Below are 14478 nucleotides of genomic sequence, written 5' to 3' on the forward strand. Positions count from 1 at the left end.
TGCCAGTGATGATGTGGTTGGGTAACATCTGCGCCCACTTTGACCGACGAGGTACAGCATGCGTCGCACTATGGTAGCTGGTAACTGGAAGATGCACGGTACCCGCGCCAGTGTCGCTGAGCTGATCAATGGCCTTCGTCATCTGGCCTTGCATAGCGGTGTTGACGTTGCGGTTTTCCCACCCTGCTTGCATATCAACCAAGTGGTTGATGGCTTGAAAGGTAAGTCGATCCAGGTCGGCGCGCAGAATTCTGCGGTGGAGCCGATGCAAGGTGCGTTGACCGGTGAAATTTCGCCGAGTCAGTTGGTCGATGCGGGTTGTTCCTATGTGCTTGTTGGGCACTCCGAGCGCCGCCAGATGATGGGCGAGCGTGATGGGACACTCAATCGCAAGTTCGCCGCAGCGCAGGCTTGTGGCTTGATTCCAGTGTTGTGCATAGGGGAAACCCTGGAGCAGCGTGAATCGGGCAAGACTCTTGAAGTTGTCTCGCGTCAGCTAGGCAGCATCATCGAGGAGCTGGGTGTTGGTGCGTTTGCAAAAGCAGTAATTGCTTATGAGCCGGTCTGGGCTATTGGTACCGGGCTGACTGCTACACCGCAACAGGCGCAGGATGTGCACGCAGCCATCCGCGCGCAGTTGGCGGCAGAGAATTCTGAAGTCGCACAAGGTGTGCGTCTTCTATACGGCGGCAGCGTGAAGGCGGCCAATGCGGTCGAACTGTTCGGCATGCCGGATATCGATGGGGGGCTCATTGGTGGAGCTTCCCTGAATGCAGATGAGTTCGGTGCGATCTGTCGCGCCGCGGGAAACTGAAAAAATGCTGGAAACAGTCGTAGTCGTTTTTCATCTGTTGGCTGCCCTGGGCGTAGTTGCCCTGGTTTTGCTGCAACAGGGTAAAGGTGCGGATGCTGGTGCGTCTTTCGGTGCAGGTGCTTCAAATACTGTGTTCGGAAGCCAAGGTTCCTCTACCTTTCTTAGTAAGTTTACTGCTATACTTGCCGCCGGTTTCTTCATAACCAGCTTGGGGTTAGGTTACTTTGCTAAAGAGAAAGCTCATGTGCTGACTCAAGCAGGGTTGCCAAACCCAGCAGTGTTGGAAGTACCAAAAGCAAAACCGGCTTCTGATGATGTCCCGGTGCTTCAAGAGCAAAAGTCGGCTACTCCAGCGACTGACGTGCCTCCAGCTCAAGAGCAGAAGTAAGAAGGTTGTAAATGCTGTATTGCCGAGGTGGTGGAATTGGTAGACACGCAACCTTGAGGTGGTTGTGCCCATAGGGTGTAGGGGTTCGAGTCCCCTTCTCGGTACCAATTATCAGGAAAGCCCGCTGTTGCGGGCTTTCTTGTAGGTGGAAGGTTACATTGACCCTGTAAGGGATCAGTCGTATACTTCCGCCCCAGCTTTGTCGCGGGGTGGAGCAGTCTGGTAGCTCGTCGGGCTCATAACCCGAAGGTCGTCGGTTCAAATCCGGCCCCCGCAACCAGTTTTAGCGGAGCCCCTTTTAAGGGGCTTTTTGTTAGCTGGACACTTTCAACGCCGCTGTTCGACGGCGTTTCAAGGATGGGCGTTTCGCCCATTTTTTTATTTTGCACAGCATGCACATACATGCACGAGGGGGTTCAGGTGTCGAGCAAGCTAGAAGAGTTGCAGGCCTTGCTGGCCCCGGTGGTCGTGGCCCTAGGCTATGAATGCTGGGGTATTGAGTTTTCGGCTCAAGGTCGCCACTCAATGTTGCGCGTTTATATCGATAAAGAGGGCGGCGTGCTGGTGGACGATTGTGCCATTGTCAGCCGTCAGATCAGCGGTGTGCTGGATGTTGAAGATCCAATTGCTGTTGAATACACCCTCGAAGTTTCCTCGCCAGGCATGGAGCGCCCACTGTTCACTATTGATCAGTTTGCAAAGTTTGCCGGTGAACAAGTGAAGATCAAGCTGCGATCCCCGTTCGAAGGGCGACGCAATTTTCAGGGCCTTCTGCGCGGTGTAGAAGAGCAGGACGTTGTGGTGCAAGTGGAAGACCATGAGTTCCTGTTGCCGATCGATATGATCGACAAGGCCAACATTATTCCCAGTTTTGGCTGAGACGCGGATCCCGCGGATCCAATGGCTTGCGAAAGGCGAGGCGTACGATGAGCAAAGAAGTACTGCTGGTTGTTGAGTCGGTATCCAATGAAAAGGGCGTACCGGCAAACGTGATTTTTGAAGCGCTGGAGCTGGCCCTGGCCACTGCTACCAAAAAGCGTTTTGAAGACGAAGTAGATCTGCGTGTGGAAATCAACCGCCACACCGGTGCCTATGAGACTTTCCGTCGCTGGACGGTCGTCGAAGAAGCCGATCTTGATGATCCGGCCATCGAAACCTGGCCGAGCAAGGTTGCCGAAACGCACCCTGGCGCCAATGTCGGTGATGTCGTAGAAGAAAAGATCGAATCGATCGAGTTCGGCCGTATTGCTGCACAGACCGCCAAGCAGGTCATCGTGCAGAAGGTTCGCGAAGCCGAGCGCGCTCAAGTCGTTGACGCTTATCGCGAGCGCCTGGGTGAAATCATCTCCGGTACCGTGAAAAAAGTCACCCGCGACAACGTGATCGTTGACCTGGGCAACAACGCTGAAGCGTTGCTGGCCCGTGAAGACATCATCTCTCGCGAAACCTTCCGTGTCGGCGTGCGTCTGCGTGCGCTGCTCAAGGAAATCCGCACCGAGAACCGCGGCCCTCAGTTGATCCTGTCGCGTACCGCGCCGGAAATGCTGATCGAACTGTTCCGTATCGAGGTGCCGGAAATTGCCGAAGGCCTGATCGAAGTCATGGCTGCGTCCCGCGACCCGGGTTCGCGCGCCAAGATCGCGGTCCGTTCCAAGGACAAGCGTATTGATCCGCAAGGTGCTTGCATTGGTATGCGCGGTTCGCGCGTCCAGGCAGTGTCTGGCGAATTGGGCGGTGAGCGTGTGGATATCGTGCTGTGGGACGATAACCCGGCTCAGTTCGTGATCAACGCGATGTCGCCGGCTGAAGTGGCGGCAATTATCGTTGACGAGGATGCCCATGCAATGGACATCGCCGTTGGCGCAGACAACCTGGCTCAGGCCATTGGTCGTGGTGGTCAGAACGTGCGTCTGGCCAGCCAACTGACCGGTTGGACCCTGAATGTGATGACCGAATCGGACATCCAGGCTAAGCAGCAAGCAGAAACCGGTGACATCCTGCGCAACTTTATCGAAGAGCTCGAAGTCGATGAAGACCTGGCACAGGTGCTGGTAGATGAAGGCTTCACCAGCCTGGAAGAGATTGCCTACGTACCGTTGGAAGAAATGCTCAACATCGACGGCTTTGACGAAGACACCGTCAACGAGCTTCGCGCTCGGGCCAAGGATCGTTTGTTGACTAAAGCCATCGCTACTGAGGAAAAGCTGGCAGACGCCCATCCGGCCGAAGACCTGCTCTCGCTTGAGGGTATGGACAAGGATTTGGCGATGGAACTGGCGGTGCGCGGCGTAATTACCCGCGAAGACCTGGCCGAGCAGTCTATTGACGATCTGCTCGACATCGACGGCATTGACGAAGATCGTGCCGGCAAGTTGATCATGGCCGCCCGAGCCCATTGGTTCGAGTAACTAGGCGCGGCCTGAGGAGAGAAGTGCATGACGCAAGTCACGGTGAAACAACTGGCCGATGAGGTCAAAACACCGGTAGAGCGCCTGTTGCAGCAGATGCGTGAGGCAGGTCTGCCGCACACCGCCGCCGATGAAGGTGTGAGCGATAGTGAGAAGCAGTCTTTGCTGACTCACTTGAAGAGCAGCCACAAGGCGAAAGTGGAAGAACCGCGCAAGATTACATTGCAGCGCAAAACCACCAGCACACTGCGTGTTGCGGGTAGCAAGAGCATCAGCGTTGAAGTACGTAAGAAGAAAGTCTTCGTACAACGCAGCCCGGAAGAAATCGAAGCCGAGCGCAAACGCGATCTGGAAGAACGTCGCGCAGTAGAAAATGCTGCTCGTCAGAAGGCTGAAGAAGAAGCCAAGCGTCGCACCGAAGAAGAAGCGCGTCGCCAGCCTGCGACTACTGAATCGGTCTCCGCGCCTAGCGCGCCAGTAGAAGCTGTGCGTGAGGCCGCTCCGGTTGCCGCGGCACCAGCACCTGCTGCTGATGCCCGCAAGCGCGAAGAACCTCGCCGTCCGGACAAACCACGTGCTGACGATAACAATCGTCGCGGCGGCGGCGGTGATGGCGAGCGCAAAAATGCTCCGCATCGTGCCTCGGTCAAAGAGAAAGCGCCTGCGCCACGCGTTGCCCCACGTACTACCGACGAAGAAAGCGATAGCTTCCGTCGTGGTGGTCGCGGCAAGGCCAAGCTGAAAAAACGCAACGCCCACGGTTTCCAGAGCCCAACCGGCCCTGTCGTGCGTGATGTGCAGATCGGCGAGACCATCTCTGTTGGCGATCTCGCCAATCAGATGTCGGTCAAGGCTGCTGAAATCATCAAGTTCATGTTCAAACTGGGCACCCCAGCGACCATCAACCAGGTGCTTGATCAGGAAACTGCTCAGCTGGTAGCCGAAGAACTGGGCCACAAAGTGACCCTGGTCAGCGACACCGCCTTGGAAGATTCCCTGGCCGAGTCCCTGAAGTTTGAAGGTGAGACGTTCTCCCGTGCGCCAGTTGTGACCGTAATGGGCCACGTTGACCATGGTAAAACTTCCCTGCTCGACTATATCCGTCGTGCCAAGGTAGCTGCTGGCGAAGCCGGTGGTATCACCCAGCACATCGGTGCGTACCACGTTGAAACCGAACGCGGCATGGTCACCTTCCTCGACACCCCAGGTCACGCCGCGTTTACCGCAATGCGTGCCCGTGGTGCCAAGGCGACTGACATCGTGATCCTGGTAGTTGCAGCGGACGACGGCGTGATGCCGCAGACCATTGAAGCTGTCCAGCACGCCAAGGCTGCGGGTGTTCCACTGGTTGTTGCAGTGAACAAAATCGACAAGCCGGGCGCCGATCTCGATCGCATCCGTAGCGAACTGTCGGTTCACGGCGTGACTTCCGAAGAGTGGGGCGGTGATACGCCGTTCGTTTCGGTCTCGGCGAAAGTCGGTACTGGTGTAGACGAACTGCTCGAAGCAGTCCTGCTGCAAGCCGAAGTACTCGAACTGAAAGCAACGCCATCGGCTCCAGGTCGCGGTGTTGTGGTTGAATCGCGTCTCGACAAAGGTCGTGGCCCGGTTGCAACTGTTCTGGTTCAAGACGGTACCCTGCGCCAAGGCGACATGGTGCTGGTCGGTTCGAACTATGGCCGTGTACGTGCCATGCTCGACGAGAACGGCAAGCCAATCAAAGAAGCCGGTCCTTCCATCCCTGTCGAGATCCTCGGCCTTGATGGTACTCCGGACGCTGGCGACGAGATGAGCGTGCTGTCGGACGAGAAGAAAGCCCGTGAAGTGGCTCTGTTCCGTCAAGGCAAGTTCCGCGAAGTCAAACTGGCTCGTGCTCACGCCGGCAAGCTGGAAAACATCTTCGAAAACATGGGCCAGGCAGAGAAGAAGACGCTCAACATCGTCCTCAAATCTGACGTCCGTGGTTCTCTCGAAGCGTTGAACGGCGCCTTGAACGGCCTGGGTAACGACGAAGTGCAAGTGCGTGTTGTCGGTGGCGGTGTCGGTGGTATCACTGAATCCGACGCCAACCTGGCACTGGCTTCCAACGCTGTACTGTTCGGTTTCAACGTGCGTGCCGATGCTGGCGCTCGCAAGATCGTCGAGCAGGAAGGCCTGGACATGCGTTACTACAACGTCATCTACGACATCATCGAAGACGTCAAGAAAGCCCTTACCGGCATGCTTGGCAGCGATGTCCGGGAGAACATCCTGGGTGTGGCCGAGGTGCGTGATGTGTTCCGCTCGCCGAAATTCGGCGCGATCGCCGGTTGCATGGTTATCGAAGGTGTTGTGCACCGTAACCGTCCAATCCGTGTACTGCGTGAAGACATCGTTATCTTTGAAGGCGAGCTGGAATCCCTGCGCCGCTTCAAGGATGACGCTTCCGAAGTGCGTGCCGGCATGGAATGCGGTATCGGCGTCAAGAGCTACAACGACGTTAAGCCTGGCGACAAGATCGAAGTCTACGAGAAGGTCCAGGTTGCTCGCAGCCTCTAACTCGCGCACTTCAGGAGCCACACGGCGTGTGGGCATGCAAATGCCTCGCGCTGTGTCCGGACTCTAAACGCAACGCCCGGTCTGGCTTTTGTCAGGCCGGGCGTTTGCCGCTTTCAGACCCCACGGGTTTCACCGTGTGGCAGTAACAGGTAACAAGACATGGCAAAAGAATACAGCCGTACCCAGCGTATCGGCGATCAGATGCAGCGTGAGCTGGCCCAACTGATCCGTCGCGAAGTCAAAGACCCCCGCGTTGGCCTGGTCACCATCACCGCCGTTGAAGTGAGCCGTGACGTGGGTCACGCCAAGATCTTTATCACCGTGATGGGGCAGGACAACAGCGAAGAAATCGCACAAAGCATCAAGGTGCTCAACTCGGCAGCGGGTTTCCTGCGCATGCAGTTGGCCCGTGAGATGAAGCTGCGCAGCGTTCCTCAGTTGCACTTCCACTACGACGAAAGTGTCGTGCGTGGTGCGCACCTGTCGGCTCTGATCGAGCGCGCCGTGGCTGAAGACAGCCAGCGCCCGTCCACACCTGAAGACGCCAAGGAGTAAGCGGTGGCTCAGGTCAAACGTATACGTCGCAACGTCAGCGGCATCATTCTGCTCGACAAACCCATTGGCTTTACCTCCAATGCCGCGTTGCAGAAGGTCCGCTGGCTGCTCAATGCCGAGAAGGCCGGGCACACCGGCAGCCTCGACCCCTTGGCCACTGGCGTGTTGCCGCTGTGCTTTGGCGAGGCGACCAAGTTCTCGCAATACCTGCTCGATTCCGACAAGGGTTATGAAACCCTGATGCAACTGGGCAAGACCACTACCACGGCCGACGCCGAAGGTGATGTTTTGCAGGTTCGCGACGTGACCGTTGGTCGTGCTGATATCGAAGCTGCTTTACCCGGTTTTCGTGGGAAAATCAGTCAGATACCGCCGATGTACTCGGCGCTCAAGCGCGATGGGCAGCCTCTTTACAAGCTGGCACGTGCGGGCGAAGTAGTGGAGCGCGAACCGCGTTCTGTTACTATTGCGCGCTTGGAATTGCTCGCCTGTGAAGGCGACACCGCCCGCTTGGCCGTTGACTGCAGCAAAGGCACCTATATCCGTACTCTGGTGGAAGATATTGGTGAAAAGCTCGGTTGCGGTGCGTACGTTGCAGAACTGCGACGCACCCAGGCCGGTCCTTTCAGCCTGGCCCAGACGGTCACGCTGGAAGAGTTGGAAGCGGTACATGCCGAAGGTGGCAACGAAGCGGTTGATCGCTTCCTGATGCCTTCAGACAGCGGCTTGCTGGATTGGCCGTTGTTGCACTTCTCGGAGCACAGCGCGTTCTACTGGCTCAACGGCCAACCGGTGCGTGCCCCGGATGCTCCGAAGTTCGGTATGGTGCGGGTACAGGATCATAACGGTCGCTTTATCGGTATCGGTGAAGTGAGCGAAGACGGGCGCATCGCGCCGCGTCGACTGATTCGGTCAGAATGACCGGAACCAGTTTGTGGTAAAAGCGCAGTAGCTTTTACGCAAACTGGAACGAGTGTGGCTGTTAACAGGCACGGTCAACACTCATTTTTAGATACAGGGATTTATCCCTGGCCTGTTGAAACTGCCCTTTGGGTGGTTTCCTGAAAAAAGGATTGCCTCATGGCTCTCGACGTTCAAGAAAAAGCACAAATCGTAGCTGACTATCAGCAAGCTGTTGGTGACACTGGTTCGCCAGAAGTGCAAGTTGCACTGCTGACCCACAACATCAACAAGCTGCAAGGTCACTTCAAGGCCAACGGTAAAGACCACCACTCCCGTCGTGGTCTGATCCGCATGGTAAACCAGCGCCGTAAGCTGCTGGACTACCTGAAAGGCAAGGATCTGGGTCGCTATCAGGCTCTGATCGGTCGCCTGGGTCTGCGTCGCTAATAAGCGATTGCGCTAGAGGTTGGTTGTCTGCCGTGTGTCAGTGGGATTCCCGCTGGCCCATGGCAGGCTCCCAGCCTCAAGTTTTATCTGGATACACGTTTTACCCTGGACGAGGGTCGGGCCGATTCCCGACATTGCCCAAGAATTTCGCAAGAAGACAAGTTCCCCAAGAGCCACAAAGAAGGTAGGACACCGTGAACCCGGTTATCAAAAAATTCCAGTTCGGTCAGTCGACCGTTACTCTCGAGACAGGCCGTATCGCCCGTCAAGCCTCCGGCGCAGTGCTGGTTACCGTTGACGACGACGTTACCGTTCTGGTGACCGTTGTTGGCGCCAAGACCGCTGACCCGAGCAAAGGCTTCTTCCCTCTTTCCGTTCACTACCAGGAAAAGACTTACGCTGCCGGTAAGATCCCTGGCGGTTTCTTCAAGCGTGAAGGCCGTCCTTCCGAGAAAGAAACCCTGACTTCCCGACTGATCGACCGTCCGATCCGTCCGCTGTTCCCAGAAGGCTTCATGAACGAAGTGCAGGTTGTCTGCACCGTCGTTTCCACCAGCAAGAAGACCGATCCGGACATCGCTGCGATGATCGGTACCTCGGCTGCCCTGGCTATTTCCGGTATTCCTTTCGATGGCCCGATCGGCGCTGCCCGCGTTGCCTTCCACGAAAGCACCGGTTACCTGCTGAACCCGACTTACGAGCAACAGAAAGCTTCGAGCCTGGACATGGTCGTAGCCGGTACCTCGGAAGCCGTGTTGATGGTTGAATCGGAAGCCAAAGAGCTGACCGAAGACCAGATGCTGGGCGCCGTGCTGTTTGCTCACGACGAGTTCCAGGTTGTGATCAACGCTGTTAAAGAATTGGCTGCCGAAGCTGCCAAACCAACCTGGACTTGGGCTCCACAGCCTGAAGCCACCGCACTGCTGGGCGCTATCCGTGCCGAATTCGGCGACGCGATCTCCCAGGCCTACGCCATTACCGTCAAGGCCGACCGTTACGCTCGTCTGGGTGAGTTGAAGGATCAGGTTGTTGCCAAGCTGTCCGGTGAAGAAGGCCAGCCTTCTTCCAGCGAAGTCAAAGCTGCTTTCGGTGAAATCGAATACCGCACCGTTCGCGAAAACATCGTTAACGGCAAGCCACGTATCGACGGTCGCGACACCCGCACTGTACGTCCGCTGAACATCGAAGTCGGCGTTCTGCCGAAGACTCACGGTTCGGCCCTGTTCACCCGTGGTGAAACCCAGGCTTTGGTCGTTGCAACACTGGGCACCGCCCGTGACGCACAACTGCTGGACACCCTGGAAGGCGAGAAAAAAGACCCATTCATGCTGCACTACAACTTCCCTCCGTTCTCGGTGGGTGAGTGTGGTCGCATGGGCGGCGCTGGTCGTCGCGAAATCGGTCACGGTCGTCTGGCGCGTCGTTCGATCGCCGCCATGCTGCCGGCTGCTGACGTGTTCCCGTACACCATCCGTGTTGTGTCGGAAATCACTGAGTCCAACGGTTCCAGCTCCATGGCTTCGGTCTGCGGTGCTTCCTTGGCGCTGATGGACGCTGGTGTGCCGATGAAGGCACCGGTTGCCGGTATCGCCATGGGCCTGGTTAAAGAAGGCGAGAAGTTCGCCATCCTGACCGACATCCTGGGTGACGAAGACCACCTGGGCGACATGGACTTCAAAGTGGCCGGTACCGCCAAAGGTGTTACCGCGCTGCAGATGGACATCAAGATCAAGGGCATCACCGAAGAAATCATGGAAATCGCTCTGGGCCAAGCCCTGGAAGCGCGCCTGAACATCCTCGGCCAGATGAACCAGATCATTGGTCATTCCCGTACCGAACTGTCGGAAAATGCTCCGACCATGATCGCGATGAAAATCGACACCGACAAAATCCGTGATGTTATCGGTAAAGGTGGCGCGACCATTCGTGCGATCTGCGAAGAGACCAAGGCTTCGATCGACATCGAAGACGACGGCTCGATCAAGATCTTCGGCGAAACCAAGGAAGCTGCAGAAGCGGCGCGTCAGCGCGTTCTGGGCATCACCGCGGAAGCCGAGATCGGCAAGATCTACGTCGGTAAGGTTGAGCGCATCGTCGACTTCGGCGCATTCGTCAACATCCTGCCGGGCAAAGACGGTCTGGTTCACATCTCCATGCTGAGCGACGCTCGCGTTGAGAAAGTGACCGACATTCTGAAAGAAGGCCAGGAAGTGGAAGTACTGGTACTGGACGTGGACAACCGCGGCCGTATCAAGCTCTCCATCAAGGACGTAGCAGCAGCCAAGGCTTCGGGCGTTTAATTACCCGCCGCTGTAGGCTGAAAAAAAGGACTCTTCGGAGTCCTTTTTTTATGCCTATAAGAAAATCTCTAGAAATCAGTCGCTTAGTTATACCTAAAACCCGCAACTTGCATGCAGGCAAGTTCCTCTTCATGCAAGTTGCACGATTTCGAAGAAAGAAGATTTTATTAAGCTATTGATTTATAAGGATTTATTTTGTGAGAGTGAGTTGGCACAGTGCCTGCAACAACCCTGTTAGCGCTGCAGCATCAAGGTTCACACACTGCAGTCTTTTAATAAAACAGGAGTTACTCGTATGAAGAAGTTCGCTCTCGCTACTGCTACCGCTCTGACCCTTGCCATGGGTGCTAACGTGGCCTTTGCCCAGACTTCCCAAGCGCCAATGACCCTGGCTGCTGGTGAAGTGACCAAGGCTAAAGAAGCCACCTCGGACACTTGGATCACTACCAAAGTCAAAGCTGACCTGCTGACTGAAAAAGGCATCCCGGGCTCGGACATCGAGGTTGAAACCAACAAAGGCGTGGTTTCCCTGTCTTCCGAAGTCGCTGTCTCGGACGCTCAGAAAGCTACTGCTGTGGCGATCACCAAGAAAATCAAAGGTGTGACTGCGGTTTCTGCTGATGGCCTGATGGCTGGCGGTGCAACTAAAGCCGATAACATGGACAAAACCAAGGCCGCTGCTGCTGACGCCAAAGGCGCTACCTCGGATACTTGGATCACCACCAAAGTGAAAGCTGACTTGGTAACCGAGAAAGGCATTCCTGGCACCGACATCAAAGTCGAAACCAACAAAGGCGTGGTTTCCCTGTCGTCCTCTACTGCCGTGACTGAATCGCAGAAGTCCACTGCCGTGGCAATCACCAAAAAAATCAAAGGCGTTAAAGCTGTATCGGCTGATGGCCTGAAAGCAGAGTAACGCTCCAGAGTTCGCCTGAACTAAACGTCGGCGGCGGCGAGTGAGCTAGATATACACTCAACGCACCTCCACCAGTTCATGCGACCGACCACACGGATGTGGTCATTACAGGCCCCGGCACTTGTGTCGGGGCCTGTTCTATTCTGGCTCGGAATACGTTTTGTAGGCTTATGAAGATAAAATGTGGGAGCGAGCAAGCCCGCTTCCCCATTCAGGTGTGCGTAGAGGTCGGGTTACTCAGCATCCAGATGCATCGGTGTCACCACTCGACCATCCTTCTCTGCCTGCCCGAGGTTGGCATCGATGAAGTACACCCGGTCATCTTCCAACTGTCCTTTGTCTACCAGGTAATCCTTGATAGTGCTTGCGCGGTCTTGGCCCAACTGGCGCAGCAACACATCACTGCCACTCCAGAATTTGATAACGCCGTCCTTCAGCTTGGCGGTACGTTCATCGCGGCTGAGGTCTTTCCACTCCGCCGGCGGCTGCTGTTTCAGACGGGTGCGGTAGATGCCTTCCAGCAACGGTGCTTTTTCACTTTCCGGTACTTCCAGCAAGGAAGCCTGGGCCGGAACCTTGTCACCACGGCGTTGCAGCATCTTGTAGTAGTTGTATTGGTATTCGCGTTCCAGGCGCTGCGCGGCGAGGAACGGCCCGTCGCTGCTGGCAGCGGCCGTGCCTTCGATTTCCAGGCGCAGCGCAGGGCGCTCTTTAAGCGCCTTGGCCAGCGTGTTCAAGGCGCCCTCGGCGTCTTTGTTCAGCTCGCTGGAACCCGGTCCGAACGAGACATTACCGAGGTCTTCCGAGCCCCCACCGGTCACCAGCCCACCGATGAACGTGAAGGGCGCCGTCGCCGCGCGGACCACGAGATTGCGCAGGGTCTGCCAAACGATCGGCATTACGCTGAATTGGGGATTGTTCAAATCGCCCGTTACTGGCAACTCGATGGTGATTTTGCCGTTAGTGTCTTTGAGTAGCGCAATCGCCAGGCGAATCGGCAAGTCCACCGCATCAGTGCTGTCGACCTTCTCGCCCAGTTGCAATTGTTCGACGACCACTTTGTTTTCGGCCTTCAATTGGCCCTTGGTGATCACGTAGTGCAGGTCAAGGTTGAGTCGGCCCTTGCGGATACGGAAGCCGGCGAACTTGCCGGAGTAGGGCGTCAGGTTAGTCAGTTCGACGCGCTTGAAGCTGGTGGCGATGTCCAGCGCCGCCATTGGATCAAACGGATTCACGCTGCCTTTGATGGTGACGGGCGCGTAACGGTCTACCTTACCCTTGATGTCGACGCTGGCCGGTTTGGCCTGGCGGCTGTCGATAGTGCCGATTTTTCCGTTGAGTTGTTGAATCGCAGTGGCGAAATTAGGTGTGAGGCTGAAGTCGGCAAAGTTGGCGGAGCCGTCGTTGATCGCAATCTGGCCGATACGAATGCCCAGGGGCTTATCTTTGCTGGCCGGTTTGGCTGCTGACTTAGTACCACTGTCGGCCGGCTGTGGAATCAGCAGGTCGTCGATGTTGGTGGTGCGGTCATCATTGATCATGAAGCGCGCATACGGTTGCAGCAGGTTGACCTTGTCGATCGACAGGCTGTCGCCGTGCTGATAGTTCACGCCTTCGAGTACCAGGCGCTGCCATTTGAGGAAATCGCGCGTTTTGAGGGTGTCCAGGGTGTGCAACTGGTCGACCTGCGCCCGACCGGTGACCTGCAACTTCAGAGGGTCGGTGCCTTTCAGGTTCACATCAAGATTGCTGCCGAGCATGCCGCTACGCAGTTCCAGGCGAATGAACGGACTGATGTAGGACTGGGCGACCCGCAGGTCGATGTCTTGGGTATTTACCTTCAGCTTGGCGCTGACTGGGTTGAGGTTGACCTCTCCGGTCGCCTGGATTTTGCCTTGCTTGCCCAGCCCCGTGTCGAGCTTCAAGGTGAACGGGTTCTGGTTGAGGCTATCGAAGTTCTGCACATCGACGTTCAACGGGCCCAGTTCCAGCGCAACCGCCGGCTTGGCCTGACGGTCGGCCAGGTGCACTTGATAGTTGCGTAGTTGCACATCCTTGAGCAGGACCTGCCACGGTTTGCTCGGCGCCGCAGGTTCGGCTTTTGGCGAGTCGGCAGTGGCCGGAGCGCTGACAGGCTCCGGCGCCTTGGCGGGTTTACTGGGTTGACTGGCGAACAGTTTCTGCCAGTCCAGTTGCCCATCGGCCTCAAGGGCCGCCCAGGTTTCCAGCTTGTTGCTGCGGATCTTACCGACAATTACCTGCTGCTTGGCCAGGTCCACCGTGGTCTCGCTGACGTCCAAGCGCTCCAGGCGCACCAACGGCCGTCCGTCCGGTGCTTTGATGGCAAATGGCGCGATGCTGGCGGCGGTGTTGGTCAGGTTCAGTTCTGTCTCTTTGGCCAGGCTGAACGTGTATTCGGTGCTGAAGTTGAGCACACCGTCTTCCAGCACCAGGGGCAACGCATCACGTACATAGGGCCACCAGGCTTTCATCTTGCCATCGGTGACCTTCAGCGTACCTTCGGAGGTAATCGGCACCAGGCTGAAATTACCTTTCCAATCGATTCTCCCACCGTCAGGCCCCGCCGCGACCAGCGTCATGTCGGCATTATCTTCAGGCAGGGTGCTGAGGTTTTTCAGCTCGAAGTCGAGTGAGTCGTATAGAAATTCGATAGGTTCGCTGGGGCGCAAGTCTTGAAAATGCACATAGCCGCTCGACAGTTTGATGCCATCGACACGTAACGGGAAAGGCTTGGCATTCGGATCGGCGGGGGCGGGCTCGCTGGCGGGCAGCTTGAACAACTGCGCCAGATTCAACTTGCCGGACTTGTCGAACAGCAACTCGGTCTTGGGCTTGTCCAATTGCACATCAGCCAGGTGCAGGGCTCGGGTCCATAGACTGTCGATTTGCAGGTTGGCGTAGAGGCGTTCGAAACCCACTTGTTCATTGCCAGGCTCGCCTATTTTGAGCCCCCATGCCGTCACTTCCAGGCTGAACGGGTTGAGCTCTATTCGCTCGATCCGCGCTGGCACCGTCGCGTAATTGGCCAGTTGCTGGTTGGCAATGCGAAGCGCGATACCTGGGAGAATCAAAAAGCCCAGCAAGCTGTAAAGGGCAAGGGCGGTCAACAAAGCGCCAGCGGCGCGAATCAATCCTTTGGGCATGGGGCGGCGCCATCTATATCAAACAAGAGTGCCTTGGAGTATGGC

Annotated in this window: 11 protein-coding genes and 2 tRNA genes; 12 read left to right on the top strand and 1 reads right to left on the bottom strand. The window is 56.7% G+C overall.

Annotation, left to right across the window (positions count from 1 at the left end; translation table 11 throughout):
- Positions 1-58 precede the first annotated feature (58 nt).
- From tpiA to AACY52_RS20670, 12 genes are all read left to right on the top strand, one after another.
- Complete coding sequence (gene tpiA, locus AACY52_RS20615) at positions 59-814, top strand: triose-phosphate isomerase (protein ID WP_339420294.1); 756 nt, start codon at positions 59-61, stop codon at positions 812-814.
- Between the two features lie 4 nt (positions 815-818).
- A complete protein-coding gene (gene secG, locus AACY52_RS20620; RefSeq protein ID WP_003235031.1) occupies positions 819-1202 on the top strand; it encodes a preprotein translocase subunit SecG in 384 nt (127 codons plus the stop codon).
- A 21-nt stretch (positions 1203-1223) separates the two neighbouring features.
- Positions 1224-1309 (top strand) — tRNA-Leu (locus AACY52_RS20625).
- Positions 1310-1405: 96 nt separating this feature from the next.
- Positions 1406-1482 (top strand) — tRNA-Met (locus AACY52_RS20630).
- A gap of 140 nt (positions 1483-1622) precedes the next feature.
- Positions 1623-2081: a ribosome maturation factor RimP gene (rimP, locus tag AACY52_RS20635; protein WP_049713475.1), complete on the top strand. Its 459-nt coding sequence runs from the start codon at positions 1623-1625 to the stop codon at positions 2079-2081.
- Positions 2082-2128: 47 nt separating this feature from the next.
- The gene (gene nusA, locus AACY52_RS20640) at positions 2129-3610 is read left to right on the top strand and encodes a transcription termination factor NusA (protein ID WP_049711491.1); all 1482 of its coding nucleotides are present in this window, start codon (positions 2129-2131) and stop codon (positions 3608-3610) included.
- Between the two features lie 27 nt (positions 3611-3637).
- Complete coding sequence (infB, locus tag AACY52_RS20645) at positions 3638-6148, top strand: translation initiation factor IF-2 (protein WP_339420295.1); 2511 nt, start codon at positions 3638-3640, stop codon at positions 6146-6148.
- A gap of 159 nt (positions 6149-6307) precedes the next feature.
- On the top strand, positions 6308-6703 hold the full coding sequence (rbfA, locus tag AACY52_RS20650; protein ID WP_065875288.1) for a 30S ribosome-binding factor RbfA: 396 nt from the start codon (positions 6308-6310) through the stop codon (positions 6701-6703).
- 3 nt (positions 6704-6706) lie between these two features.
- On the top strand, positions 6707-7624 hold the full coding sequence (gene truB, locus AACY52_RS20655) for a tRNA pseudouridine(55) synthase TruB (RefSeq protein ID WP_339420296.1): 918 nt from the start codon (positions 6707-6709) through the stop codon (positions 7622-7624).
- A 159-nt stretch (positions 7625-7783) separates the two neighbouring features.
- Positions 7784-8053: a 30S ribosomal protein S15 gene (gene rpsO / locus AACY52_RS20660; protein WP_003176135.1), complete on the top strand. Its 270-nt coding sequence runs from the start codon at positions 7784-7786 to the stop codon at positions 8051-8053.
- Between the two features lie 194 nt (positions 8054-8247).
- Positions 8248-10353: a polyribonucleotide nucleotidyltransferase gene (gene pnp, locus AACY52_RS20665; protein WP_339439270.1), complete on the top strand. Its 2106-nt coding sequence runs from the start codon at positions 8248-8250 to the stop codon at positions 10351-10353.
- Between the two features lie 295 nt (positions 10354-10648).
- Entirely contained in the window at positions 10649-11269 is a 621-nt protein-coding gene (locus tag AACY52_RS20670) for a BON domain-containing protein (RefSeq protein ID WP_339420298.1), read from the top strand.
- A 233-nt stretch (positions 11270-11502) separates the two neighbouring features.
- On the opposite strand, the gene AACY52_RS20675 is transcribed toward AACY52_RS20670, so the two are convergent.
- Complete coding sequence (locus tag AACY52_RS20675) at positions 11503-14433, bottom strand: DUF748 domain-containing protein (RefSeq protein WP_339428319.1); 2931 nt, start codon at positions 14431-14433, stop codon at positions 11503-11505.
- Positions 14434-14478 lie beyond the last annotated feature (45 nt).

It is taken from the genome of Pseudomonas sp. EA_65y_Pfl1_P113, assembly GCF_963970525.1.
Classification (GTDB): Bacteria; Pseudomonadota; Gammaproteobacteria; order Pseudomonadales; family Pseudomonadaceae; genus Aquipseudomonas; species Aquipseudomonas tritici.